At 35.2% G+C, this 24,297-nt stretch carries 26 protein-coding genes; 13 read left to right on the top strand and 13 right to left on the bottom strand.

Going from position 1 to position 24,297, the window contains the following annotated elements:
• The first annotated feature begins 81 nt into the window (after positions 1-81).
• From ACZ47B_RS03690 to ACZ47B_RS03670, 5 genes are all read left to right on the top strand, one after another.
• Positions 82-258, top strand: coding sequence for a hypothetical protein (locus ACZ47B_RS03690; RefSeq protein WP_464895334.1), 177 nt, complete (start codon positions 82-84; stop codon positions 256-258).
• 110 nt (positions 259-368) lie between these two features.
• Complete coding sequence (gene gatB, locus ACZ47B_RS03685; protein WP_464895333.1) at positions 369-1,793, top strand: Asp-tRNA(Asn)/Glu-tRNA(Gln) amidotransferase subunit GatB; 1,425 nt, start codon at positions 369-371, stop codon at positions 1,791-1,793.
• Positions 1,790-3,370: an ion transporter gene (locus tag ACZ47B_RS03680; protein ID WP_464895332.1), complete on the top strand. Its 1,581-nt coding sequence runs from the start codon at positions 1,790-1,792 to the stop codon at positions 3,368-3,370. The genes gatB and ACZ47B_RS03680 overlap by 4 nt, the downstream gene beginning before the upstream one ends.
• Positions 3,351-4,067 carry a potassium channel family protein gene (locus tag ACZ47B_RS03675; protein WP_464895331.1) on the top strand — a complete coding sequence of 239 codons (717 nt, stop codon included), beginning with the start codon at positions 3,351-3,353 and terminating at the stop codon, positions 4,065-4,067. Before ACZ47B_RS03680 ends, ACZ47B_RS03675 begins: the two co-directional genes overlap by 20 nt.
• Positions 4,068-4,072: 5 nt before the next feature.
• Positions 4,073-4,960 (top strand): NAD(P)H-dependent glycerol-3-phosphate dehydrogenase, encoded by an 888-nt coding sequence (locus ACZ47B_RS03670; RefSeq protein WP_464895330.1) that lies wholly within the window; start codon positions 4,073-4,075, stop codon positions 4,958-4,960.
• Here ACZ47B_RS03670 and ACZ47B_RS03665 read toward each other — a convergent pair whose 3' ends face one another.
• Genes ACZ47B_RS03665 through ACZ47B_RS03635 form a run of 7 tightly spaced genes read right to left on the bottom strand, consistent with a single transcriptional unit; the run spans position 4,961 to position 11,297 of the window.
• On the bottom strand, positions 4,961-5,629 hold the full coding sequence (locus tag ACZ47B_RS03665) for a YggS family pyridoxal phosphate-dependent enzyme (RefSeq protein WP_464895329.1): 669 nt from the start codon (positions 5,627-5,629) through the stop codon (positions 4,961-4,963).
• Between the two features lie 32 nt (positions 5,630-5,661).
• The gene (rseP, locus tag ACZ47B_RS03660; protein ID WP_464895328.1) at positions 5,662-6,714 is read right to left on the bottom strand and encodes an RIP metalloprotease RseP; all 1,053 of its coding nucleotides are present in this window, start codon (positions 6,712-6,714) and stop codon (positions 5,662-5,664) included.
• Positions 6,714-7,250: a CDP-diacylglycerol--glycerol-3-phosphate 3-phosphatidyltransferase gene (gene pgsA, locus ACZ47B_RS03655; RefSeq protein ID WP_464895327.1), complete on the bottom strand. Its 537-nt coding sequence runs from the start codon at positions 7,248-7,250 to the stop codon at positions 6,714-6,716. The genes rseP and pgsA overlap by 1 nt, the downstream gene beginning before the upstream one ends.
• Positions 7,250-8,017 carry an enoyl-ACP reductase gene (locus ACZ47B_RS03650; RefSeq protein WP_464895696.1) on the bottom strand — a complete coding sequence of 256 codons (768 nt, stop codon included), beginning with the start codon at positions 8,015-8,017 and terminating at the stop codon, positions 7,250-7,252. The genes pgsA and ACZ47B_RS03650 overlap by 1 nt, the downstream gene beginning before the upstream one ends.
• 18 nt (positions 8,018-8,035) lie before the next feature.
• The gene (gene dapA, locus ACZ47B_RS03645; RefSeq protein ID WP_464895326.1) at positions 8,036-8,926 is read right to left on the bottom strand and encodes a 4-hydroxy-tetrahydrodipicolinate synthase; all 891 of its coding nucleotides are present in this window, start codon (positions 8,924-8,926) and stop codon (positions 8,036-8,038) included.
• Positions 8,923-10,179, bottom strand: a complete 1,257-nt coding sequence (locus tag ACZ47B_RS03640) for a M16 family metallopeptidase (protein WP_464895695.1) — start codon at positions 10,177-10,179, stop codon at positions 8,923-8,925. Before ACZ47B_RS03640 ends, dapA begins: the two co-directional genes overlap by 4 nt.
• A 44-nt stretch (positions 10,180-10,223) precedes the next feature.
• Positions 10,224-11,297 (bottom strand): quinone-dependent dihydroorotate dehydrogenase, encoded by a 1,074-nt coding sequence (locus ACZ47B_RS03635; protein ID WP_464895325.1) that lies wholly within the window; start codon positions 11,295-11,297, stop codon positions 10,224-10,226.
• Positions 11,298-11,391: 94 nt separating this feature from the next.
• Here ACZ47B_RS03635 and ACZ47B_RS03630 point away from each other — a divergent pair, with 94 nt between their 5' ends.
• Entirely contained in the window at positions 11,392-11,673 is a 282-nt protein-coding gene (locus ACZ47B_RS03630; protein WP_464895324.1) for a hypothetical protein, read from the top strand.
• A 22-nt stretch (positions 11,674-11,695) separates the two neighbouring features.
• Here the strand turns inward: ACZ47B_RS03630 and ACZ47B_RS03625 are convergent, their stop codons facing one another.
• From ACZ47B_RS03625 to murJ, 4 genes are read right to left on the bottom strand one after another with little or no spacing between them, the layout of a single operon-like run.
• The gene (locus ACZ47B_RS03625; protein ID WP_464895323.1) at positions 11,696-12,751 is read right to left on the bottom strand and encodes a threonine aldolase family protein; all 1,056 of its coding nucleotides are present in this window, start codon (positions 12,749-12,751) and stop codon (positions 11,696-11,698) included.
• Positions 12,717-13,055 carry a c-type cytochrome gene (locus tag ACZ47B_RS03620; protein WP_464895322.1) on the bottom strand — a complete coding sequence of 113 codons (339 nt, stop codon included), beginning with the start codon at positions 13,053-13,055 and terminating at the stop codon, positions 12,717-12,719. The genes ACZ47B_RS03625 and ACZ47B_RS03620 overlap by 35 nt, the downstream gene beginning before the upstream one ends.
• The gene (cysS, locus tag ACZ47B_RS03615; RefSeq protein WP_464895321.1) at positions 13,043-14,431 is read right to left on the bottom strand and encodes a cysteine--tRNA ligase; all 1,389 of its coding nucleotides are present in this window, start codon (positions 14,429-14,431) and stop codon (positions 13,043-13,045) included. The genes ACZ47B_RS03620 and cysS overlap by 13 nt, the downstream gene beginning before the upstream one ends.
• Positions 14,418-15,821, bottom strand: a complete 1,404-nt coding sequence (gene murJ / locus ACZ47B_RS03610) for a murein biosynthesis integral membrane protein MurJ (protein WP_464895320.1) — start codon at positions 15,819-15,821, stop codon at positions 14,418-14,420. The genes cysS and murJ overlap by 14 nt, the downstream gene beginning before the upstream one ends.
• A 95-nt stretch (positions 15,822-15,916) precedes the next feature.
• On the opposite strand from murJ, the gene ACZ47B_RS03605 reads away from it, so the two are divergent.
• The 7 genes from ACZ47B_RS03605 (at position 15,917) to ACZ47B_RS03575 (ending at position 23,433) form a co-directional block, all read left to right on the top strand.
• A complete protein-coding gene (locus ACZ47B_RS03605) occupies positions 15,917-17,851 on the top strand; it encodes a flagellar assembly protein A (protein ID WP_464895319.1) in 1,935 nt (644 codons plus the stop codon).
• A complete protein-coding gene (ruvA, locus tag ACZ47B_RS03600) occupies positions 17,848-18,402 on the top strand; it encodes a Holliday junction branch migration protein RuvA (protein ID WP_464895318.1) in 555 nt (184 codons plus the stop codon). The genes ACZ47B_RS03605 and ruvA overlap by 4 nt, the downstream gene beginning before the upstream one ends.
• A 10-nt stretch (positions 18,403-18,412) precedes the next feature.
• Positions 18,413-19,447, top strand: coding sequence for a D-alanine--D-alanine ligase (locus ACZ47B_RS03595; protein WP_464895317.1), 1,035 nt, complete (start codon positions 18,413-18,415; stop codon positions 19,445-19,447).
• A gap of 71 nt (positions 19,448-19,518) precedes the next feature.
• Complete coding sequence (locus ACZ47B_RS03590; RefSeq protein ID WP_464895316.1) at positions 19,519-19,737, top strand: prevent-host-death protein; 219 nt, start codon at positions 19,519-19,521, stop codon at positions 19,735-19,737.
• Positions 19,738-19,740: 3 nt separating this feature from the next.
• Positions 19,741-20,463 carry an alpha/beta fold hydrolase gene (locus tag ACZ47B_RS03585; protein WP_464895315.1) on the top strand — a complete coding sequence of 241 codons (723 nt, stop codon included), beginning with the start codon at positions 19,741-19,743 and terminating at the stop codon, positions 20,461-20,463.
• Positions 20,464-21,909, top strand: coding sequence for a Mur ligase family protein (locus tag ACZ47B_RS03580; protein ID WP_464895314.1), 1,446 nt, complete (start codon positions 20,464-20,466; stop codon positions 21,907-21,909).
• A gap of 3 nt (positions 21,910-21,912) precedes the next feature.
• Complete coding sequence (locus ACZ47B_RS03575) at positions 21,913-23,433, top strand: B12-binding domain-containing radical SAM protein (protein WP_464895313.1); 1,521 nt, start codon at positions 21,913-21,915, stop codon at positions 23,431-23,433.
• Here the strand turns inward: ACZ47B_RS03575 and ACZ47B_RS03570 are convergent.
• Together ACZ47B_RS03570 and ACZ47B_RS03565 are read right to left on the bottom strand one after the other, a co-directional pair.
• Positions 23,428-23,898 (bottom strand): Na+/H+ antiporter subunit E, encoded by a 471-nt coding sequence (locus tag ACZ47B_RS03570; RefSeq protein ID WP_464895312.1) that lies wholly within the window; start codon positions 23,896-23,898, stop codon positions 23,428-23,430. The two genes, ACZ47B_RS03575 and ACZ47B_RS03570, sit on opposite strands and share 6 nt — an antisense overlap.
• Positions 23,895-24,290 carry a hypothetical protein gene (locus ACZ47B_RS03565; protein WP_464895311.1) on the bottom strand — a complete coding sequence of 132 codons (396 nt, stop codon included), beginning with the start codon at positions 24,288-24,290 and terminating at the stop codon, positions 23,895-23,897. Before ACZ47B_RS03565 ends, ACZ47B_RS03570 begins: the two co-directional genes overlap by 4 nt.
• Positions 24,291-24,297 lie beyond the last annotated feature (7 nt).

The following is a 24,297-nucleotide window of genomic DNA, read 5'->3' as shown; positions in this document are numbered from 1 at the left end:
AAAGGCATTATAGCAATCATTATAAATTTATTACAAGGTGCCTCATGGGCACTTGTAATAATTATCTCAGTATATCTCTTTATGCACATGTTGCCTTATGGATTTTTTGTCGCACTTTTTTCAGCACTGTTCGGCTCTTTTGTCGGCTTGTTCTTTGTCAGCTTCTTTGAACTTATCAATATAGCATATAAAAACCTTTTAGAAAATCAAAAACAAACAAAACTTTTAGAAGAGATAATCAAAAAGCTGAAAGCATAAAGCTAAAAGCTTATTGCTACTAACCCTTCACTACTCACTCTTCACCATTTAATCGCATTTAAAAGAAAAAAATGATAAAATCTTCTCATATATTATCATAAAGGTTTCTAATGTTTGAAGTTGTTATCGGCTTGGAAGTACATATCCAATTAAATACAAAAACCAAGATATTCTGCTCTTGTGCAACATCTTTCGGTGAAAAAGCCAATACAAATGTATGCCCTGTATGCTTAGGACTCCCGGGAGCTTTACCGGTATTGAACAAGGAAGCAGTGAAAAAAGCCATCAGTTTTGGATATGCTATCAATGCAACAGTACACAAAAAATCAATCTTCAATAGAAAAAATTATTTTTATCCAGACCTTCCAAAAGGGTATCAGATAAGTCAGTTTGAGATACCTATAGTAGAAAACGGAGAACTTTATATAGATTTTGAAAACGGTAACAGTAAGCGTATAGGCATAACCAGAGCCCATTTGGAAGAAGATGCCGGTAAAAATGTACATGAAGACGGATATAGTAAAGTAGATCTAAATAGAGCCGGAACGCCTCTTTTGGAGATAGTCAGCGAACCAGATATAAGAAGTATTGATGAAACAGTTAAATATCTTAAAAAATTACACTCTATAGTAAGATACCTTGATATTAGTGATGCAAATATGCAAGAAGGCTCTTTTAGGTGTGATGTTAATGTCTCTATAAGACCAAAAGGGGATGAGAAACTTTACACTAGAGTCGAGATAAAAAATATGAACTCCTTTAGATTTATACAAAAAGCGTTGGAGTATGAAATACAAAGACAGATAGAGGCTTGGGAAGACGGAGTTTATGAAAAAGAAGTCTTTCAAGAAACCAGACTTTTTGATACCTCCAAAGGTATCACGGTTAGCATGAGAGGAAAAGAGGATAGTGCCGAGTATAGATATTTTCCAGAGCCTGATTTATTGCCGGTGATTTTAACCCAGGAGATGATTGAAGAGGGTAAAAATATACCCGAACTTCCTGATGAGAAAAAAAACAGATATATAAAAGAGTACAAAATAAAAGAGTATGATGCTTCGGTTCTCACTGCATCGCTACCGATGGCAAAATTTTTCGAAGAGATGATAAAAGAGGGTGCAGGTACTAAAAATGCCGTAACCTGGCTTAGTGTTGAACTTCAAGGGAGATTAAAAGATGGGTTGAGTCTTGAAACATCACCTGTTGATGCCAAGAAGCTAGCCTCCATTGTAAAAAGGATAGAAGACAATACCATAAGTGGAAAAGCTGCCAAGGATGTACTTGATTATTTGATGGAAAATGATGAAGAAGTTGATAGTGTCATAGAAAAACTGGGTCTCAAACAAGTTAGTGATGACGGAGCACTGCTATCTATCATAGATGAGATACTTTCACAAAATGAAGATAAAGTAAGCGAATACAAAGCCGGCAAAGAGAAGCTTTTAGGCTTTTTTGTCGGACAGTGCATGAAAGCTAGTCAAGGCAAAGCAAATCCCGCCAAGATAAATCAACTGTTAAAAGAGAGACTTGCTTGAATAAGCTGACTAAGATTTTAGTTGAATTTTCATTTTTTTTAGATGAGTCCGTAAGGTATAACAAAACAAAAGCACTGATAAAAAGGATACTTGAAGATCACAGTTACAAATACGGTAAGTATTTTAACTACTTTATGATCTTTTTGATTATCTCAAGTGTTATCATCATAATCGACGAAGTAAAACATCCTATAGATCATTGGCTGATTTTTTATGATATTTATATAGTTACGGGTTTTTTTATCATAGAGTATATTTTACGACTATGGGTGTACAGTGACATACATAAAGTTATCATCGAAGAGTTCCAAGACAGCCTTTTCCTGGATAAAAAATTTGATACATTCGGAGTCTTAAAAAAGATCATATCCAAAAAGATAGAGTATATCATCTCTCCTCTTGCCATCATTGACATGCTAGCAATTCTGCCAAGTTTCAGAGAGCTTAGGATTCTTAGGATTTTTGTACTTTTCAGAGCTTTCAAACTTCTTAGATACTCCAATCATATAACACATTTTATGAAGATCCTGGTTTCAAAAAAATCAGAACTTTTCATGATAATCTTTCTTTTTATATTTGTTATATTTATTTCAGGAGTTAGTATATATGTTTTTGAAGAACATATAAACCCCAATATAAAAACCATATATGACGCATTTTACTGGTCTTTGATAACTATCACATCAGTTGGGTACGGAGACATCGTACCTATCAGCTCAGAAGGCAGAAGCGTTGCGGCTGTTATAGTGTTCATAGGGATTGGGTTGGTTGCATTGTCAACCTCGATCATCGTCTCAGCTTTCAATGAAAAAGATGAAGAGCTTCGAGGTGAAAAGATAAAAAGTACTATAGAAAAATTTTCAAACTATTATCTTATATGTGGGTACAGTCATTTGGCCGAACTTTTAGCGGCTAGGCTTAAAAAATCAGAAGATAATTTTATCATCATAGATAATGACCCCGAGAAAATAGACCAGGCGATAAGTGATGGTTATCTTGCATATAAAGCCGATGCAAGCAGTAAACAAGTGTTGATAGATCTGCAAATGAGTAAAAAAGCTTTGGCCGTTATCACATTGGCTCATGATGATATACAAAATATTTTTATATCTTTGAGTGTTAGAAGCTTGTCTAAAGATGTTATGCTGATTTCAAGGATGAGACATAAGTATTCATACAAAAAACTAAAACTAGCCGGAGTCGACAAGATTATATCGGCTGCAAATATGGCTTCCATGCTTGTAGGAACATTAGTAAACAAACCATTGGCAACCGAAGCTATCAACAGTATACTTTCAGGTAAAAGAAATGCAAGATGTGAGCAGATAGAGATATATAGCGATTCTCCGATAGTAGGAAAAACCATAGAAGATATAGATATCAACTCTTACAGGCTGATACTTCTTGGCATATCAAGACCAATTGAAAGCAAAAGAGAGTTCATATTTAATCCAAAAGATGATTTTGAGTTAAAAGCGGGAGACATACTTGTTGTTTTGGGATACAGCATAAGTATAGCCAACTTTAAAAATATCATGAAGAAAAGAAGTGTAAAACATGCAAGAACAAAAAGATAGTATTTTACTTTTCGGATACAAAAAGTATGGTGAAAAGATAGCCAATGCACTTGAAAACAGTGCCTATTTGGTTGTTATAGCCGATAGAGACAAGGAGAATGTGAAAAAAGCGGAAAAAAACGGACATAAAGCTTATCTCATAGATATAGAAAATGATGAAGATATTGTACAAATCCTGGTTTCATATACTTTCAATCATGTTTTTTGTGCTATGGATAATGATGAAGAAAATATATACCTTGCAATTACCATGAAATCTATCGATAATAACATAGATATAGTTTCCATATGTCAGTCAAAAGACAGCGAGCAAAAACTTGAACTTGCAGGAGTGAGAGGCATACTAAACACCCTTGACGCAACTGCCCAAAACATATATCATATGCTTAAAAATCCTATAATGATAGAAGCTATAGAGGATATACTATATTTTAATTCGGAGATAGATTTTGTAGAATTTGAAGTTCCGAAAGATTCTTTTTTAGATGGGAAGTTCATAAATGAGATAGATTTTAAAAAAGAGTACAATATCATACTTTTGGGCTTAATCGATATAGAATTTGCAGATAAATTCATATTTGCCACCAAAGGGGTAAACCACAAGATAGATGAAGGAGACATACTTTTGCTTATCGGGCTTAAAGAGGATCTTAAAGCCTTCAAAGATATATTGGTCCAAAGTACCGTGAAGGAGTAAGATAGATGGATATAGGCGTTATAGGTGCAGGAAAATGGGGGCAGGCACTACATTTTTCTTTTTTGGAAAACCATAACTCTTTTATAACCTCAAGAACAAAACGTGATATAAAAAATTTTACTGATGTCAGTCATGTACTAAACCAAAGATATATAGTATTTGCACTTTCAGCCCAGTATGCAAAAGAGTGGATGAGAAACAATTTTATATACAATGGACAAAAAGTTTTGGTTGCATCAAAAGGCATAGAAGCTGATAGCGGAAGATTTTTAAATGAAATATTTATGGAATTTATCCCGAAAGAAAATCTGGCTTTTTTATCCGGTCCTTCATTTGCCTCTGAAGTTATGAAAAAATTACCGACTGCTTTGGTCATAAGTTCTGATTCTTTAAAGACGGCAAAAGAGTTTGAGCAATTTTTTCCTAATTTTATCAAAACTTACCACGATAATGATGTTATCGGTGCTGAAATCGCCGGGGCATACAAAAATATATTGGCGATCGCCAGTGGTGTGTGTGACGGTTTGAAACTTGGCAATAACGCAAGAGCCAGTCTCATATCAAGAGGTTTGGTGGAGATGAGCAGATTTGGGGTTTATTTTGGTGCAAAAGAGGAAACTTTTTTGGGATTGAGCGGTTCGGGAGATCTTTTCTTGACTGCCAGCAGTGAACTTTCAAGAAATTACAGAGTAGGGAAGTATCTGGCTCTTGGCAATACGCTTGAAGATATACTTATAGAACTTGGAGAAGTGGCTGAAGGTGTAGCTACTACATATGCAGTTAAACGCATCTCCATAAAGAAGAGTGTATATACCCCTATAGCAAATGAAGTATATGAAATATTGGAGGGAAAACCGCCACTTGAAAGCTTGAAAGATTTGTTGAAATCCTAACTATTTAAATAGTATAGAACCCAGTCTTACCATATTTGAGCCGCATTTTATAGCGAGTTCAAAATCCCCGCTCATACCCATTGAGCATATAGTTGCTCCTTTTGGTTTTAGAATTTCGTAAATTTTGTAAGTCATTTCAAAACTTTTTTGTATCCCTTTTATATCTTCGCTGTGAGCTCCTATGCTCATGACTCCCTTTAGGGTTAGATTTGGACACTCCTCTTTGATTTGATGATATGTTTCTACCGCAACTTCAGGCATGACTCCGGCTTTGCTTTCCTCTTTTGCACTGTTTACTTGCAACAAAACAGGTATCTTTCTGTTGTCTTTAACTCTTTTATCTATTTGCTTTGCAAGCTCTAAACTATCGCAAGATTGTATCAAAGAGGGAGAAAGTTCAAGCAGATGGTTTATCTTATTTTTTTGCAATCTTCCTATGAAATGCCACTCCAAAGGTAGGTCGTCAAGCTCACTCATTTTCTCTTTCAAATCCTGTACTCTGTTTTCCCCAAAGGCTCTTTGACCTATGCTGTATAGTTTTTTTACATCTTCACTGCTGCTATATTTACTTACAGCTACGATCCTTATGATATTGTATTCGCTTGTTTCAATCCTGGCCTTTTCTATCCTTTGTAAAACTTCATCAAAATTCTTTTCAAATCTATTCATAAAATTCTCCTAAAATTTGTATCCTATTATACCTATCCCAACAACCTTGCCAAATCATTGTAGGTTGAAAATATCATAAGGGTCAAAAGCAATGCCCATCCAGCGTAAGTAAGTCTTTCATAAACTTTTGTGCTGGGAGCTTTTTTCGTGATAAGTTCATAAAGATTGAACATTATGTGCCCACCATCAAGTGCAGGTATGGGAAAAAGGTTTAAAATACCCAGATTGACTGATATAAGTGCAGTCAATCCCAATAGTGCAACTATACCGGTTGCCGCTGCTTGTGAAGTTACATTGACTATGGCTATGACACCGCCTATATCTTTTGTAGGTACTACACCTTCTATCATTTTTTCTATGCCTGTTATGATAAACTTCGAAGCTCTTATGGTTTCATTGTAGGCAAAGGAGATAGATTCAAAAAATGAGTATTTTTTTACAAAAGTGTTTCCAAGAGGCAGTATGCCTATGATCTTTCTTTGCACCTCTTCACCGAAAATATTTTTGGTTTTTTCTACTTTTGGATAAAGTAGTTTTTTTATAATTTTGTTATCTCTTTTTACCTTAAGTATGAGTTTGTCATCGGAGTTTTCTATGATATTTTTCAAATCACCCCAGCTTTTAACTCTTATACCGTTTATTGCAAGAATGGTATCACCCTTTTTAAGTTTTGCTTGAAAAGCTGCTGAGTTTGGATAGATCTTTCCGATTTGGGGTGCCAATTTATGAACACCGATGATACCGATAGCCATATAAAGAAAAAATGCAAGTAAAAAGTTCGCAAAAGGTCCCGCAAAAAGTATGGCTATACGTTGTAAAGGTGTTTTTGCGTTGTAGCTGTCTTTGTCGTAGCTTACTTTGGAAGGATCCAGATCATCTTGTCCTTTCATTTGAACATATCCTCCAAGAGGTATGGCACTAAGACAGTAGTTTGTTCCATTGTAAGATTTACAAATAAGTTTTTTCCAAAAACCAATACTAAAAACTTCAACTTTTACTCCAAGCAGTTTTGCTATGATAAAATGTCCGAATTCATGAAAAAATATTAAAAATGAGAGTATGAAAATTGCTATGATAATTACCATCAACTCTCCTTTATGTAAGTATATATGTATTCATATCCAGAATACAGGGTGATAAAAACCGCAAACCACAAAAGAAGTGTACCGCCACTCCAGTTCATCATCAAAAATCCTATGGCGAACATTTGTGCTACCGTTTTGGTTTTTCCGACAAAAGAGGCTTTTACGCTTCTTCCTTCGCTTGCCATTAGCACTCTAAGTCCTGTTATAAAAAATTCTCTAGTCAGTATCAGAAAAATCGCCCATGGACTGGCTCTATCTATATACATAAGACCCAAAAAAGCCGCAAGTACCAGCATTTTATCTGCAAGAGGATCCAAGATAGCACCAAGTTTTGTCATCTGATTCCAACTTCTTGCTATAAAACCGTCAAAAAAGTCCGTGACACTTGCAAGCACAAAAAGCAAAGCGGCAAAATAATCAAGCCAACTTGAGTGAATACCTTGGAGAAATGAACTGTTCCTATCTACGAGAAAAAAGAACATCATCGGAGCCATTAAAACCCTGATAAAAGCCAGTATGTTTGGAAGATTTATCATTATTTGAAAGTTGTTCCTCCGTCGATGATGAGCGTTTGACCGGTTATCCAGTCAGCTTTTTCACTGCATAAAAAAAGACATGCTCCAGCCAAATCTTCAGGCTTACCCATTCTGCCAAGAGGGGAGAGTTCGACAACTTTTTGTTTTACCTCTTCATAATTGGTAAAAGCTTTTAAAGCATCCGTATCTATGGGGCCTCCGCTGACTGCATTTACTCTGATACCCATCTCTCCAAGCTCTGCTGCTGCATATCTTACCATCGTTTCAACTGCCGCTTTGTTTGTTCCATGCCCGGCATAGTTTTCTATATATACAAGGTTTCCGGTACTGCTTATAGAGAGTATACTACCACCTCCTGCTTTTTGTATCCTTTTAGCTGCTTCTTGGGCTCCTATGACAAAAGCTACCACGGTTGCTGTGTAGATATTGTTAAGGCCTCTTGGTTTTAGTCTCATAAACTTGCCATATCCGCCTACAACCGCACGTCCGGAAATGATAGCGTTTGAGATAAAGAAATTTATCTCGTCAAAATCTTCATCTATCTGCTTGAAAACATCTTTGTAAGTTTCAGGTTCCAGGATATTTAACTGATAGTATCTGGCTTTTACATTATAATTTTTCTCCAAATCATCAGCTATCTTTTTGGCCTCTTCTTCGTTTGAGTGGTATGTAAAAGCTACATTTGCCCCTGCATTGGCAAACTCATATACTATAGCTTTTCCTATACCTCTTGTTCCACCGCTTATTACAAGCGTTTTTCCTTCTATACTGCTTTGTACACTCAATTAAAATCCTTCTATATCAAAATCTGTCATTGCTTTTTCTATCTTAACCAAATTTTTATTGCTTGGCATTGTGAGTGGGAGTCTGTACTCAAGCGTATCGATAAGACCCGCTATATACATTGCCGCTTTGATAGGTATGGGATTACTTTCTATAAAAAGTACTTTATTTAGATTGTACAATTTGTCATTGATCTCTTTTGCTCTTTCAAAGTTCCCATCAAGTGCGCTATGAACCAATTCACTTTTTAGTTTTGGTAAAAGGTTTGCAGTTACTGAGATGATACCATTTGCGCCATTTGCAAGCATCGGGTAGTCTATCGCATCATCACCGCAAAATAGGCTAAGAGCCGGTCTTTGACTAAGTAGTTCTATAGCTCTGTCAACCGAACCTGTAGCTTCTTTTATAGCGAAAATCCCAGGCACATCATCATAAAGTCTAAAAACTGTTTCAGGGAGAAGATCAACTCCTGTTCTACTTGGTACATTATATAAAACAAGAGGAATCTCTACAGCATTCGCTATAGTTTTATAATGCTGGTAAAGCCCTTCTTGAGTTGGTTTATTGTAGTATGGAGTAACTGAGAGTAGACCGTCGGCTCCTTGAAGTTCGGCAAATTTAGCCAAATCAACCGCTTCATGAGTTGCATTGCTGCCTGCTCCCGCTAAAACTTTTACATTTGTATCTTTACAAGTTGCGGCGGCGATCTCGATACATCTTTTATGCTCATTATGCGAAAGTGTGGCACTTTCACCTGTCGTGCCAACCGGAACAACTACATCTATACCGTTTTTTATCTGTCTTCTTATAAGTTTTTCATACGTAACTTCATCGAGTTTACCATCTTTAAATGGTGTTATAAGTGCAGTCATGGCACCTTGAAAATATTTCATTTTTCATCCTTTAAGATTATCATTGTAGAATTTTTTTTGTCAAAGTATTTGTTTGCCACCTCTTTTATCTTTTGAAGCGTCAAAGCGTTAATATTTTTTTCATACTCAAGCAGCGGCTTTATATCTCCTCTTGCAAGATAGCTTCCATAAAGATTTGCCACGCTTGAAGAGCTCTCTAACGAATAGATAAAATCAGCTTTTGTATTGGTCTTTATCTTTTGTAACTCTTTTTTTGTGACTTTACCATCTTTTATCTTTTGTATCTCTTTTAATATCTCTTTTTGTACTACTTCGCCTTTGATGCCGGGGTTGCAAACTGCCATGATGATAAAAAGTCCAGGATATCGCTCTTCCATATTGTAAGCAAAGATTTGATTGGCAAGTCTCTTTTTATCTACAAGATTTTTTACGAGTCTGCTACTTTTGCCTCTGCTTAAAAGTTCGCCTATGGCTGAGAGTGCAACTTGGTTTTTATCTTTAAAATCAGGTATATGATATGCTATACCTACCATTTCAACTCCGGTTTTTTTATGAACTATGATATTTTTTTGTCCGTCTTGCACAGGTTCAACCTGATGAGATCTTCTTATCTTACCATCATTTTTTATATCTTTAAAGTATTTTTCAGCCTCTTTAAATACTTGCTCAGGCTCTATATCGCCGGCAACTACGATGATGGCGTTTTTGGGCTGATAGTACATCTTGTGAAATGCTCTTATGTCATCTATGCTCCAGTTTTTTATATCATCTATAAAACCGATAGGTGTCCAATGATAAGAGTTGTAAAGATAAGCATTGTTAAAAAGCCTAAAGTAGAGATAGCCCATAGGGGAGTTGTCAGTCCTCCAGTATCTCTCTTCAAGTACGACTTTCCTTTCGGTTTGAAACTCTTTGTCTTTTAAGCTTAGATTTGCCATAAGTTCGGCAAAAAGTTTTAAAGATTTACCAAGATTCTTTGAGCTGCTTTTTATAAAATAATGTGTAAAATCAAATCCTGTAGAGGCGTTGTTTACCCCGCCGTATCCTTTGACGATTTTATCGAATTCGCCTGCTTTTAAATGTTTTGTGGATTTGAAATTCATATGTTCAAGCATATGTGCTATGCCGCTTTTGCCCATCACTTCATCACCGCTTCCGACTTTATAGTATACATCGGTCGTTATGACATTTGAGCCTTTGTTGAGCGGTATGGCAACCACCTCAAGAGAATTTTTGAATGTCTTTGTGTAATATTTTGGAAGAGTGCTTCCCATTAAAACTCCTATAGTTGATATGGTTAGAAAGATAATTTTTAAATTCAATTCTTTTGCTCCTTTAGGTCCGCTCCGATAGCTTCGCTAATATGACTGTAACCGTCCTCTTTTAATTTGGCGATTAAACTTTTGTTTATATTTTCTATGACTTTGGGTCCTTGAAATATAAATGAACTGTATATCTGAACCAGTGATGCTCCGGCTTTTATCCTTTTGTAGGCTTCTTCTGCACTATCTATGCCGCCTACACTGATAAGCGTAATTTTACCAAATAGTTCTTGCGAGAGGCTTTTAAAAAAGTTGTAACTTTTCTCTTTTAAAACTTCTCCACTGATGCCGCCGAAATCTTTCGCATTTGGCAAAAGAGAGTAGTCAACGGTTGTATTTGTAGCTATGATGCCTTTTGCACCGCTTTTTTGTGCAACGGTCGATATATTTATAGCTTGTTCTATGCTCATATCGGGAGCAATTTTAAGAAAAACAGGTTTGTCCGTTTTGTGTGAAGCCATATCGAAAACGGTTTTTATAAAATCCTCGTTTTGCAAATCTCTCAAGCCTTTTGTATTTGGAGATGAGATGTTGATGACAAGATAATCTGACAAATCTTTAAATCTGTCGATAAGTACACTGTAGTCGTTTATAGCGTCTTTTAGAGGTGTTACTTTGTTTTTTCCTATATTTGCCCCAAGCGGTACGGTGTACGGGTACAATTTTGTCACTCTTTTGGATATCGCTTCCATCCCATCATTGTTAAAACCCATAGCATTTTGCAAAGAGTTAAATTCAGGATATCTAAAAAGTCTTGGTTTTGGATTGCCGCTTTGCGGTTTTGGTGTAAGAGTGCCATACTCTACAAAAGCAAATCCAAGAGCGTTTAAAGTTTTTATCATAGTAGCATTTTTATCAAACCCCGCAGCCAAACCCACAGGATTTAAAAAATCCATATCCAATATATTTTGCCTGATGCTTTCATCCGTTACAAAATGCTTTTTAGCATAAGAAGATAGCGCAAAAGGACAAATGACAGGCGCATATCTAAAAACAAATTCAGCGATATTATGAGCAGTTTCAGGCTGAAACTTGAACATTATCTTTTTTATATTTTGATACTCAATCATCAAAAACCTTGTAAATATAATAACAGACATTATACAAAATATTCCCTTAAGCAGCGGTATAATATAATCTTTAAAAGTTTTGGCGGGGTAGCATATGATACAAGTTTTGATAGTTTTGTTTGCGATATACTGGATATTGGTTATATACTTGGAGTATTTGGTTTCAAAGCTCTATAAAAAACTGTGTAAAGAGCCAAAAAGTGGCTTTAAAATGTTTTTTGTCGGATACAGAAAAAAGGTAAATTGTTTAGAAGAGTTAAAAGAAAAACACTTAGAAGTGGAAAAAGTGCTTTCCATTGATAGAATCATAAAAAAATTATCACTCTTGATGATCGTCATGGTACTTATATTGATAATAACCCAAAAGTTTAGTTAATATATAAAGTTTAGTTAATATATTATGCAAGATTTCTTATAAAATCCTTTACATTTTTTTCTTTTGTTGCCCAGGATGTTATGAGTCTTATGACTGAGTTATTGTCGTCATACTTTTGCCAAATGTAAAAGTCGTATTTTGTTTGGAGATTTTTTATAAGAGTGTTTGGCAGGATGGGGAAGAGTTGGTTGGTTTGCGGTTTTGTAAAAAAAGTATAGCCTCTTTGGCTGATGCCTTTACTTAAGAGGTTTGCCATATCATTGGTATGTTTTGCCAGCTTGAAGTATAAGTCCTCTTTAAAAAGCTCGTCAAATTGGATACCAAAATACCTTCCTTTTGCCAGTAGCGCACCGTTTTGTTTGAGGATGTATCTAAAATTTTCTCTAAAATTTTCATTTGTTATGACTAAAGCTTCACCGAACATTGCCCCGTTTTTTGTACCGCCTATATAAAACATATCACAAAGATCAGCTATATCTTTAAGTGTCACGTCACTCTCTTTGCAAGTAAGCGCAGATGCTATCCTTGCGCCGTCGATATAAAGATATAGATCGTTTTCTTTGCAAAAAGATGATATCTTTTTGAGTTCTTTTTTTGAGTATATTGTTCCGTATTCGGTTGATTGGGAGAGAAAAACGACTTTTGGTTTTACCATATGCTCGCTGAAATGCTCATCTAAAACCTTTTTTATACCACTTGTATCTATCTTTCCTTCATTATGCATTATCTCGTGTATTTTATGTCCGGTATGTTCTATAGCTCCTGTTTCATGTGTGGCTATATGGGAGGTTTTGGCTGCTATGACAGATTCATAAGGTTTTAACATCGCCTGAAGGGCTATGAGATTGGTTTGAGTTCCGCCTGATAAAAAGTGGATATCACACTCTGTGTCAAGCAACTCTTTTATCCGTTTTTTGGCTCTTGAAGAGATATCATCTTCTCCATATCCGGGCAATTGTATGGGATTTGTTTTCAAGAGGCTTTCAAGTATGGATGGATGTACACCTTCGCTGTAATCATCCTTGAAACTGTATATGATTCGTTTACTCATAGCGCCATTTATAAAGATATCTTGCAATTCCCCTTAAAGTCTCTTTGTCGATGCCAAGTTCAGGCATAAGGCCATAATATTTTATAGCTTTTGGAAAGAGAGAATTTTTTTTGTTTGGGGAAAATACCCAGTTTGAAAGAGCATTTACAAAATCTTTTTCTTTTGGGTATTTGTTTTTGTATCTTTTTATTACTTCAGTTACCAAAGGAGCTGATGACCTGTCTTTTAGAGTATGACAAGAGCCGCAGTTCCCTTCAAATATAGTCTCATATATATCTGTTCCAAATGCGATATTAAAAGCCAATATGGAGATGATGACTACTTTTCCCACTTTGTTCCTTCACTTGTATCCATGATCTTTATATCCATACTTAAAAGTTTTTCTCTGATTTCATCAGCTTTTTTGTAATCTTTTTCTTTTTTTGCCTTGTTTCTCTCTTCGATAAGACTCTCGATCAACTCTTTTTTTTCATTGGAAACCCCCAACTGAAAATACTCAAAACTGTCTTTGCCTGCGATGCCTAAAACTTTTGAAATCAATTCCAGATTTGCAACCAGCTCTTTTTTAAGGGCTTTATCTTTTGGGTTAATATCAAGTTTTTCATTTGCCTTGCTTGTCATATCATCTATGACGCTTAAAGCTTTGGAAATATTAAGATCGTCTTTTAACGCTTCAAGCAGGGCGTTTTCAAACTTTTCGTTTGCTTTGGAACTTGATGAAGGATATATCCTTTTTTTAAGTCTATATATCTTATCGAGTCTCTTTTTTGACATAAGAAGATCTTCTTCGTTGAAGTTAAAATTTTGCCTGTAGTGGGTTGAAAGCAGATAAAACCTTAAAACTTCCCCGTCATAAACCCTCAAAGCATCTTTTATGAAAAAACTGTTTCCCAAAGATTTGCTCATCTTTTCGCCGTTTATATTGACAAAGCTGTTATGCATCCAGTATTTGGACAAGTTTTGATGAGTGGAGCACCTTGTTTGAGCGGCTTCATTTTCATGGTGAGGAAAAAGAAGATCCGCTCCGCCTCCGTGTATATCTATCTGGTACTCTCCTTGCTTTGCAAGATGTTTTTTTATCATAGCCGAACACTCTATGTGCCATCCCGGGCGACCATCCCCAAAAGGTGCATCAAAAGTCGGCTCTCCCACTTTGGAAAATTTCCATAAAGCAAAATCTTTCTGATCTTTTTTGCCAAGATGACATTCGACTCTGTTTTGCAGGTTTTTATCATCAAATCTACCACTTAATGAGAGATACTTTATATCTTTGGTCGTATCAAAGTATATACCGTCTTCAAGTCTGTAGGCACAACCGTTTTTTAAAAGAGAATCCACCATGGATACGATTTCTTCAAGATTCTCGGTCGCTTTTGGTTCCATGTCGGCATCAAGTACATTCAATGCATGCATATCCTCTTTGTATCTTTTTATATAGTGAGTTGTTATCTCTTTTAAAGAAGATCCGCTTTCTTGCATTTTTTTGATGATCTTGTCATCTATGTCTGTGAAATTTTTTACAAATGTCACTTCATAACCAAGTGTTATCAAAACTCTTCTTAAAAGATCAAACACTATGGAACTTCTGGCATGTCCCAAATGCGCGTCATCATATACAGTAGGACCACAGACATACATAGAAACTTTATCTTTTTCTATCGTTTCAAGCGGAACTTTCTTTTTCAAGTGCGAATCATATATAAACATCTATAAAATCCTTAAAAAATATCAAGATAATTATCTCAAAGAGAACTGCTACTAAGAGATATGTCATTTTTTTATCCCGAATTATATCTAAAAATCTTTCTACTCCAAACTCTTTTATAGTTAAAAAAAATAGAATAAATCCCGAGAGTGATCCGGCAAGTGCCAGTCCTGCAGCTTTTAGAGGGATTATCAAGGCTAGTGAAAGCAGTATATTCGCTCCAAGAGAGATGGAAGCTATCTTGGCTGCCGTTTTTTGCTTGTGCATCGAGTAAAGCCATAAAGAGAATATTTTAGAGAGTCCAAAAGGCAAAAGCCCTATCATGTACATACTTAGTACCATTGCGCTTTTAGCTGTATCATCAGCACTGAAGGCTCCTCTTTGAAAAAGAAGCCATATTATTTCTTTTGATAGCATTATACCGCCGATAGCGGAAAAACTAAGAAGATAAGCCAATATCCAAAAGCTTTTTTTTATCATTTGATGTGCATTGTTTGTATCATTGTTTTTTAAATATCTTGCTACTTTTGGAAAAATCGCTACTGAAACGGCTATGGCAAAGAGAGCTAAAGGGAGTTGAAATATCCTGTTTGCATAGTAAAGATAGCTAACTGCTCCACTATATAAAAAAGTAGCAAGAAAAGTATCTAAAAATGCTGAGATTTGTGCGGTTGAATTGCCGAGGACGCCATGAAAAAAGAGTTTGTAGAAGTGATTTATCTCCTGTTTGTCTCTCTTTTTTCTTTTTATGGCTTCAAAACCATAGACAAATATCTTTAAAAGCCCAAGTTTTTTTATAGCTATGATATGGGTAAAAAGTTGTAAAATTCCACCTGCTACAACCGCATAACTCATATAGTAAACTATGATCTTTGCCGGCATTCCTTTTGAGTAAAGCAGGGCAAATATAAGAGATATGTTTAAAAGTGCGGTCGAAAAGGCTGTGGTTGCAAAATGGTTTTTGTATTGAAGCAAAGTAGATAAAAATGTAACACAAAATATCAGTAAAAGATAGTAAAAGTTTATAGCAACCAAAGGAGCGGCTTCTTTTATCAGTTTTTCATCAAATCCGTATGCTATGAGCTTGGTAAAAAAGGTATCAAATATCGTCACAAAAACAGACAAGATCAATAAAACGGTAAAGAACCTTAAAAATATGGAGAGAGCAAAATATGACTTATGTTTTGAAGATGTAAAAGAGGGTAAAAAACTTTGTGTAAAAGCACCTTCGGCAAAAATCCTTCTAAAAAGATTGGGTAGTTTAAAAGCTACAAAAAACATATCGCTGTATATGTTAGCGCCCAGGATCGAGGCTGTAAGAAGATCTCTAACGAAGCCAAAAATCCTGGATATCAATATACCGAAGCTATTTGTAAAAATTGATTTGAACAAAAAATATATCCTGTTTTTACATCTATTTTAACACAGATATACTTATGTTTAACTCAACTTTCAATAATTTTAGACTATAATAAAGCCCTTGTAAAATGCAAAAATATAGAAAAGGTACTGTTTTGGCTCTTTTTGGCAAAAGTAAAGATGAAAATGAAACTCAAACTGATGAGGTAAATTTTCAAAACATTATAATCGATACTGAAAATATAAATCAGGAATTAAAAAATATCTCTTCCTCGCAAAATATACCGTTAAATCAATTGGACTTTACCATAGTGTCATTTAAAAGTGTTTTTAAAACCCACAAAGATGACGAATGGATGGAGATAAACAAGTCAAATATAGAGCAGTTCAAAGACGAGGATTTTCTCCTGAACGAAGAGTTGCAGATAAAACAACAGTATAAAGTGGAGATTTTCCTAAAAGAAAAAAACAGCAAACCCATACTCGATATCGTTCTAGGCGGCAATAAATTTCTAACAAAGATCATAGCTACGATAAAAAAGAATTTTGATATAAAATACAGCAGTAAATTAAAAGAGTATATCATAGGTGAGATCAACAAAAGACTTGTAAAACAGTCTATGCTCATATCTATCTTTCAAAGCGAAATGGAAAAAGAGGTAGAAAAAATAGTATCAAAGATCAGGATCAACAATTTTTTAGATGAAGACCATACATTTATAGTGTGTAACTGCGTAGAGCCCATAGCTCCCATCAATGACAACCTTATATTTCACTACAAAAAAAATATCAACAAAAAAGATGAACACGGGAGGATAGATTACTCTAAAAGAGGGTATATCCAAGCAGTCCAAAAGGGTGATATCATCATAGAGTATATAAAAGCCAAAGAGGGAAAAAACGGAAGAAACTGCAAAGGCGAACTCTTAAAAGTTAAAGAGCCTGTGCAAAAATACTCCATAGATTTCACCGTAAGTGAAAACATAGAGAAAAAAGAGGATGAAAACAGGATAATCTTTGTTGCCAAAAAAGACGGATATGTGAACAAAGAGGGCGACAAATACGATATAAACGACAATATGGAAGTTGATGAAGTTTCATTTAAAACAACGGGCTCCATAGAAGCCAATCTTGAATCAAACGTCAAGATCAACATAAAAGAGAGTGATGTTCTAAAGGATGCCATAGGTCCCGGCATGAGTGTCGAAACAACCGAGATAACGGTAGAGGGAAATATCGGTAGCGGAGCGGTGGTCAAGGCAAAAAAAGCCAAGATAGGTGGCCAAACACACCAAAAAGCCTCCATATATGCAGACGAGCTGGACATCAGTGTCCACAGAGGATACGCCGAAGGCAAAGATGTGACTATCAAAAGATTGGAGGGCGGCAGAGTCAATGCCAAAACGGTCAAAATAGATCAAGCCATTGGCGGAGAAGTGATCGCGGAAAAGATTTTTGTAAAGCAGTTGGTTTCAAATGTAACATTAGTAGCATCCGAAATCATAGAGATCAATGAAGAGAAAGGAACGAACAACAAGTTTGTAATAGATCCTTCAAGAGTGCTTGGTTTTCAAGAGAAGATAGATGAATTGGAAAAAAAGCTTAAAAAGATAGAAGCTACCATAAATACAACCAAAAAAGTTATAAGAGATAAAAAACTTCTTATAGAAAAAAACAGAGAACCGGCCGAACTTGTCAAACAAAAAATCATCGAGCTTAAACGTTCAGGTCAAGAGCCGGCAAAAACACTTGTAAAAAAGATCAAGGATTTTCAGCAGTTGATAGCGACATACAATGCATTGCTTGAAAAATACAAAAAAGAAAAAGTTGAAAGAGAGAGTATAAAAAAAGATATAGAAGATATCCAATCAACCATACTTAAAGCTAAGATTATAAATCACTCTCTTTGGCACGAATACAATGAGATAAAATTTGTACTGCTTTCTCCAAAAATAGAGATAACACATGTAACGAAAGAGGGAGAGATATCGAAAAGTATAACACTTTCCAAAGTTGAAGAGGGCGAATACCAGATAAATAGAAAAAGTGAGTTTGACGTATGATAGTGGCGATCGAAGGAGAAGTGGTCAAAAAAGAGCCTACGCTTTTATATGTAAAAACTTATGGGATTACAAGAGCGGTACGCATCTCGCTCAACTGCAGTTCAAAGATAGATACACAAAAGAGCATATCTTTGCATACTACTCAGATCATAAAAGAGGACAGTGACAATCTTTACGGTTTTTTAGACCTTGACGAAAAGTTCATGTTCGATAGGGTTATAAAGATAAATGGAGTGGGACCAAGCACGGCAATGGCGATATGCTCTACTTTCACTCCTTCGGTTTTTGCAAAAGCCATAGCTTCAAATGATATAGGCAGTATCAAGATGGTTCCAGGTATCGGTCCAAAAAGCGCAAAGAGGATACTCATAGAATTAAGTGATTTTGCTTTGGATGGCGTTAGCACGTCTGAAAATAAGAGCTTCAATGAGGCTTTACAGGCACTTGAGAGTCTTGGATTTAACAAAGAAAAAACCAAAAAAATCTTGCTTCAATGCAAAAGCAGCGATACGGCAACTCTTATCAAAGAGGCATTAAAAAAACTAAGCTAAGGATATCAAATTGAGTCATTTTGCCATACTGTTCGGTGGAGTAAGTTACGAACATGAGATAAGCATCGTAAGCGCTATCACGCTAAAAGATGTTATTGAAAAAGAGAAGATATTTATATTTTGTGATGCGAAAAGAGAATTTTATCTTATAGAAGAAAAATATATGAAAGCCTCTTATTTTAGTAGAGGCGAATATAAAAAATGTGAGAAACTGACCTTAAAGCAGGAAGGCTTTTATCAAAAAGCACTCTTTAAAGAAAAAAAGTTAGAGTTTAAAACTCTTATCAACCTCATACACGGTAAAGAGGGAGAGGACGGTACTATCTCTTCACTTCTTGATTTCTTCGGTATTGGATATATAGGTCCAAGGATAGAAGGAAGTGTTATAAGTTACAACAAAGAATTTACAAAACTATATGCCTCATCAAAAAGTGTGGATGTTTTGGATTATCAAGTCTTGAGTAAAAATGATGAGAGAAAATGCTCGTTTGAATATCCAGTTATCATAAAGCCGCTAAGGCTTGGAAGCTCCATAGGTCTTAGTGTAGCCAAAGATGAAAAAGAGTTCGATTATGCTTTGGATGTAGCTTTCGAGTTCGATGACAGCGTCATTATAGAGCCTTTTTATGATGGTATAAAAGAGTATAATTTAGCCGGGACAAAGACAAAAGAGGGTTATACTTTCTCTTTTATAGAAGAGCCCCAAAAAGAGTCCATTTTGGATTTTGACAAAAAGTATCTTGATTTTTCAAGAAGCGGGGGAGTAAAAAAAGCTTATATATCAAGTGATATGCAAGAAAAGATAAAAGAAGCTTTCAAAAAACTATATGATGGGCTTTTTGAGGGTGCGATAGTAAGATGTGATTTTTTTGTAAAAGATGCGAAACTCTATATAAACGAGATAAATCCGGTCCCCGGAAGCCTTGCAAACTATCTTTTTGATGATTTTAATGCGATTTTATCAGATATTTATATCCCAAAAAGCAGAAATATACCTATAGAATACCGCTATATAAACTCCATAAATGCAGCAAAAGGTAAATAATACTATAAAATATGCTATAATACATAAAATTTTACATAAAATTTTATGTAAATTAGTCAAAAGGCTGAAATATGGCAACTTTTAACAGTGACGAGATATACACGGCTACCGAAATGGTCAGGAATTTTAGCTCGATTTTAAAAAGTATAACTTCAAAAGAGAAAAAAAGAGTTTTTGTGGTGAAAAACAATAAACTTGAAGCAGTTATGCTCAATATGGATGAATATGAAAAACTAAATGATGCTTTTGAATTGCTTCAAAAATTGTATAAAAAAACAAAAAAGGCTTGAAAATTGGCTCTTAAAGAGGTGACTTACAAAAATAACACTTTTAAAATATCTTATGAAATTTTAAACCTTGACAAAAACAAAGATATAATTTTTTTACATGGATGGGGAAGTAATAAAGAGTTGATGAAGCAAGCATTTGGAAGATATATCGAGGATTTTAGGCATATTTATATAGATATGCCGGGTTTTGGGGCAAGTTCGAATGAGATGGTTTTGGATACACATGATTATAAAAATATAGTTGAAAAGTTTTTAGAGAGCATATCATCAGATGGCTACGCCATACTTGGTCATTCATTTGGCGGAAAGGTTGCACTTCTTTTAAATCCCAAAAAACTCATACTTCTAAGCAGTGCCGGAATACCGGTGGAAAAACCGCTGGACATAAAGCTTAAAATCCTACTTTTTAAAAGTTTGAAGTCGTTAGGTCTTGGGAAAATGTATAAAATTTTCGCTTCAAAAGATGTAGAGGGAATGAGTCAAGATATGTATGAAACTTTCAAAAACGTGGTAGATGAAGACTTCAGTGGTGATTTTAAGAGCTTTTGCAATGATACATTGATACTTTGGGGGAGAAATGACAAAGCGACTCCTTTAGCTAGCGGAAAAAAGATAGCATATCTTATAAAAAAGAGTAGATTTTACGAATTTGACGGGGATCATTACTTTTTTTTAAAAGAACCCGCCAAAGTAGCACAAAAAATAAAAGAATTTATCGGAGAATAGATGGATTTTAAAACGATATTCGTACTTGTATCCCATATTATCTTTACACTAAGTCTTGGTTGGTATCTTATAACCAACCTTCAATGGTACAATTATAAGCTCGATAGGGTCGTTTTCAGGCACAAAAGGCAACTTTGGCATCTTGTTTATTTTATCATTCCTATATTTGCCTACTATCTTACCGGCATATACTTTTGGATATATTTTTATTTTGCGCTTTTGCCTTCATATTATGTCTGGCAAAGGAAATTGGATAAAAAACTTGTTTATACCGCAAGGATTAAAAGATTTTTTCTGTTTTTGCTTCTTGCAACCATATTTGAGGATATGTTGTGTTTGGCAACAGGGCGGTGTCAAGTTTACGGTGTTATACTCCCTTTGGTAGTTGCAACTCTCACAGGAGAGATTTTTGAGAGGATTTTATTTGCAGGGTTTAAAAAAGAGGCTAAAAGAAAGCTTCAGGGTATGGATGATCTTAAGATCATAGCGGTAACTGCTAGCTACGGTAAAACAAGTATCAAAAACTTTTTATATCAAATTTTACAAAACAATTTCAAAGTTTACAAAACCCCAAAAAGTGTCAATACCGAAGCCGGCATAGTAAAAGATATCAATACCTCTTTACCAAACGATACAAATATCTATATAGCTGAAGCCGGTGCAAGGGAACAAGGAGATATAAAAAAGATAGTCAATATCCTGCAAAACCAGTATGCCATAGTAGGCAAGATAGGCCCCGCTCATATAGAGTACTTTAAAACTCTTGAAAATATAAGAAACACAAAAATGGAGATCATAGATAGCAAAAGACTCATACGTGCTTATGTCCATAAAAGTGCAAATATCAAACCCAACGACAAAGTAAAACTATTTGGTGATGAGATCAAAGAAGTAAATTCATCACTTGATGGATTGAGTTTCAAGCTTGAATTGAACGGAAAAACAGAAGAGTTCGAAGCCAAAAATATACTAGGTGATTTCAATGCTATCAATATAACTGCAGCCGTGCTTATGGCACTGGAACTTGGTCTGGACTTGCAAACCATAAAAAAACAAGTCTCGAAACTAACTCAAGTGGAGCATAGACTTCAAAAGATAGAAGCAGGAGGCAAGATCATCATAGATGATAGTTACAACGGTAATTTGGAAGGTATGATCTCATCATACGATCTTGTCATATCTTATGAAGGTAGAAAGGTTTTGGTAACTCCCGGTATCATAGAAAGCACCAAAGAGGCAAATGTAGAGTTGGCAAAAAAAATAGACAAAGTTTTCGATCTTGTTATCATCACCGGCAAAGTAAATGCCGTTACTTTGATGGAACATATAAAAATTCCTAAAAAACTTTTACTATCAAACAAAGATAAACTTCAGGAACTGTTGGCTAAAGAGACAAAAGCAGGTGATCTTATACTCTTTTCCAACGATGCTCCGACATTTGTGTAAAATATGCAAAAAGATATCGTACTGCTTGGCATAAACTCGAGATACTCCCATACTGCTTTGGGACTTAGGTATATACGAGCCAACTTAAAAGAGTTAAGAGATAATTCACTTATCTTAGAAAGAACCATCAATGAAGATATATATTCCATAGTTGAAGAGGTTTTATCATATCATCCAAAAATAGTGGGAATAGGTACATATATATGGAATGCCATAAATGTTAAAAAAGTAGTATCGACCATAAAAAAAGTCTCTCCCCAAACCATAGTGGTACTTGGCGGTCCTGAAGTTAGCTACTCTCCTATGAGGGTTGATTTTAGCGAGGCTGATTTTATCATAAAAGGTGAGGGTGAGATAACTTTTTATGAATACTCCAAAATGATACTTAGTGGAGTTTTGCCAAAAACAAGAACCATTCAAGCGGTTACACCGGATGTAAAAAAGATAAAACTTCCTTATAATGAGTACAGTGACAGTGATATAAAAAATAGATACATTTATGTCGAAAGCAGTAGAGGGTGTCCTTTTCACTGTGAATTTTGTTTGAGCTCTTTGGATAAAAAGGTAAGATATTTTGATTTTGAAAAGATCATATATGAGTTTGACAAGCTTTGGAGCAGGGGAGTTAGGAGCTTTAAGTTCATAGACAGAACTTTCAATCTCAATATCAAATTCGCTTTGAAGTTGATGGATTATTTTTTATCGAAAAAGGAAGAGTACTCTTTGCATTTTGAAGTGGTGCCGGACAATTTTCCAAACAGACTCAAAGAAAAACTAAAAGAGTTTCCACCTCATTCATTGCAGCTTGAGATAGGACTTCAAAGTTTAAATGAAGAAATCCTTGAAAATATCAATAGAAAAATGGATATCAAAAAGACAAAAGCAAATATAAAATTTCTTAAAAATGAGACAAAAGCGCATCTTCATCTAGATCTTATCATCGGGCTTCCAGGTGAAAGTCTTGAGAGTTTTAGAAACAATTTAAACGAACTCACTTCTATAACAACAAGTGAAATTCAGCTTGGAATCCTTAAAAAACTCTCAGGAACTCCCATATCAAGGTGGGATGAAAAGTATGAGATGAGATACTCCGATGATCCTCCCTACGAAATCCTGCAAAACAGTCTGATAGATTTTTTTACAATGCAGGAGATGAAAAGATTTGTAAGGTTTTGGGATCTTATATACAACAGTGGAAACTTTCATAAAACCAAAGAGTATATATGGCAAGACAGTAGCGTATATGACGGTTTTTTGAAGCTTAGCAGATGGATATACTCTCAAACCCAGGCAACTTACCAGATATCTCTTATGAGGCTTAGTGAGTTGATATTTAACTACCTGACAGAGTATAAAAAGCTTGATAAAAAAATGATAGCAAACTCTATCTTAAATGACATCATAAGAGTTGAAGGTAGAAAAGTTCCCGGATTTTTGCATGAATATATCGATCATATCCCAAATCTAAAACGGCTGGCTTTGGATAAAGCCAAAAAAAGACAAATGCTACGCGAAAGATCATAAATCTTTTAAAGTTCTCTCGAAGTCACCTGCTATCTCTTCCAAAGCCTCTTTTGTGTCGGTTGTCGTAACATCGATCCAGTGTATGAAAAGAGTGTCACCCCTTACATCCATCGTAATGGTGCCTGGAGTTAAGGTTATGCTGTTTGCCAGGATAAGTTTTTTGTAGTCTTGTTTCAAGTCTGTTTTTATAGCTACGATACCAGGATTGATCGGTAGTTTTGGATCTATAACCCTTTTTGCAACATCTATATTTGCCAAAATTAATTCCCTGATGAATACTATTAGATATTTTATATATGGTATCGGTCGTATACGAAAAGTTTTGTCACCCTCATAATTTTTTGTATATAGTATGGCAATTATAACCGAAACAAGCATACCTGTGGTAAGTTCTTGTATGTTTAGACTCATTGTCAAAGCAACCCATATCACAAAAAGAAAAACAGACCAAAAAACCACTCTCATTTTAAATCCTTATTTATAGGCATATATAAAAAACTGTCTCCGTCATAATCTGCATGTATACATATATTGTCAAGTTTTAAGGAACTTGGAGGGCATACGTCACAGCAAAGTGCACACCAACAGCATCTTCCATAATCGATTCTTGGTATACATCCGCTGGTGTTTTTCGGATTGTATTCTTTGTCGGCATGGACCATGTCTATGGCTTCATTCATACAGACATCCTGGCAACTTGCACATCCTACGCAAGTATAAAGGTTATTTACGTGAAATCCTCTATACCCCTTTGGTATATCTTTCTTTACCTCAGGATATGTTATGGTTTTAGGGTGTTTTAAAATAGTACCTACCGCACTTAGCGGTGAAAAAACACCTTTTATATCTATTCCCATCTTCTCC

This window comes from Thiofractor thiocamini (assembly GCF_055384375.1).
Note: the sequence above shows the minus strand (reverse complement) of the source record. Positions and strands in the feature narration are given on the sequence as shown.

What these genes read in the sequence shown, in the direction of transcription:
- ACZ47B_RS03690 (WP_464895334.1), top strand. Translation starts at nt 82, where the DNA reads ATGCACATGTTGCCTTATGGATTTTTTGTCGCACTTTTTTCAGCACTG.
- gatB (WP_464895333.1), top strand. Translation starts at nt 369, where the DNA reads ATGTTTGAAGTTGTTATCGGCTTGGAAGTACATATCCAATTAAATACA.
- ACZ47B_RS03675 (WP_464895331.1), top strand. Translation starts at nt 3,351, where the DNA reads ATGCAAGAACAAAAAGATAGTATTTTACTTTTCGGATACAAAAAGTAT.
- ACZ47B_RS03670 (WP_464895330.1), top strand. Translation starts at nt 4,073, where the DNA reads ATGGATATAGGCGTTATAGGTGCAGGAAAATGGGGGCAGGCACTACAT.
- ACZ47B_RS03665 (WP_464895329.1), bottom strand. Translation starts at nt 5,629, where the DNA reads ATGAATAGATTTGAAAAGAATTTTGATGAAGTTTTACAAAGGATAGAA.
- rseP (WP_464895328.1), bottom strand. Translation starts at nt 6,714, where the DNA reads ATGGTAATTATCATAGCAATTTTCATACTCTCATTTTTAATATTTTTT.
- pgsA (WP_464895327.1), bottom strand. Translation starts at nt 7,250, where the DNA reads ATGATAAATCTTCCAAACATACTGGCTTTTATCAGGGTTTTAATGGCT.
- dapA (WP_464895326.1), bottom strand. Translation starts at nt 8,926, where the DNA reads ATGAAATATTTTCAAGGTGCCATGACTGCACTTATAACACCATTTAAA.
- ACZ47B_RS03640 (WP_464895695.1), bottom strand. Translation starts at nt 10,179, where the DNA reads ATGGGAAGCACTCTTCCAAAATATTACACAAAGACATTCAAAAATTCT.
- ACZ47B_RS03635 (WP_464895325.1), bottom strand. Translation starts at nt 11,297, where the DNA reads ATGATTGAGTATCAAAATATAAAAAAGATAATGTTCAAGTTTCAGCCT.
- ACZ47B_RS03630 (WP_464895324.1), top strand. Translation starts at nt 11,392, where the DNA reads ATGATACAAGTTTTGATAGTTTTGTTTGCGATATACTGGATATTGGTT.
- cysS (WP_464895321.1), bottom strand. Translation starts at nt 14,431, where the DNA reads ATGTTTATATATGATTCGCACTTGAAAAAGAAAGTTCCGCTTGAAACG.
- ACZ47B_RS03605 (WP_464895319.1), top strand. Translation starts at nt 15,917, where the DNA reads ATGCAAAAATATAGAAAAGGTACTGTTTTGGCTCTTTTTGGCAAAAGT.
- ruvA (WP_464895318.1), top strand. Translation starts at nt 17,848, where the DNA reads ATGATAGTGGCGATCGAAGGAGAAGTGGTCAAAAAAGAGCCTACGCTT.
- ACZ47B_RS03590 (WP_464895316.1), top strand. Translation starts at nt 19,519, where the DNA reads ATGGCAACTTTTAACAGTGACGAGATATACACGGCTACCGAAATGGTC.
- ACZ47B_RS03580 (WP_464895314.1), top strand. Translation starts at nt 20,464, where the DNA reads ATGGATTTTAAAACGATATTCGTACTTGTATCCCATATTATCTTTACA.
- ACZ47B_RS03575 (WP_464895313.1), top strand. Translation starts at nt 21,913, where the DNA reads ATGCAAAAAGATATCGTACTGCTTGGCATAAACTCGAGATACTCCCAT.
- ACZ47B_RS03570 (WP_464895312.1), bottom strand. Translation starts at nt 23,898, where the DNA reads ATGAGAGTGGTTTTTTGGTCTGTTTTTCTTTTTGTGATATGGGTTGCT.
- ACZ47B_RS03565 (WP_464895311.1), bottom strand. Translation starts at nt 24,290, where the DNA reads ATGGGAATAGATATAAAAGGTGTTTTTTCACCGCTAAGTGCGGTAGGT.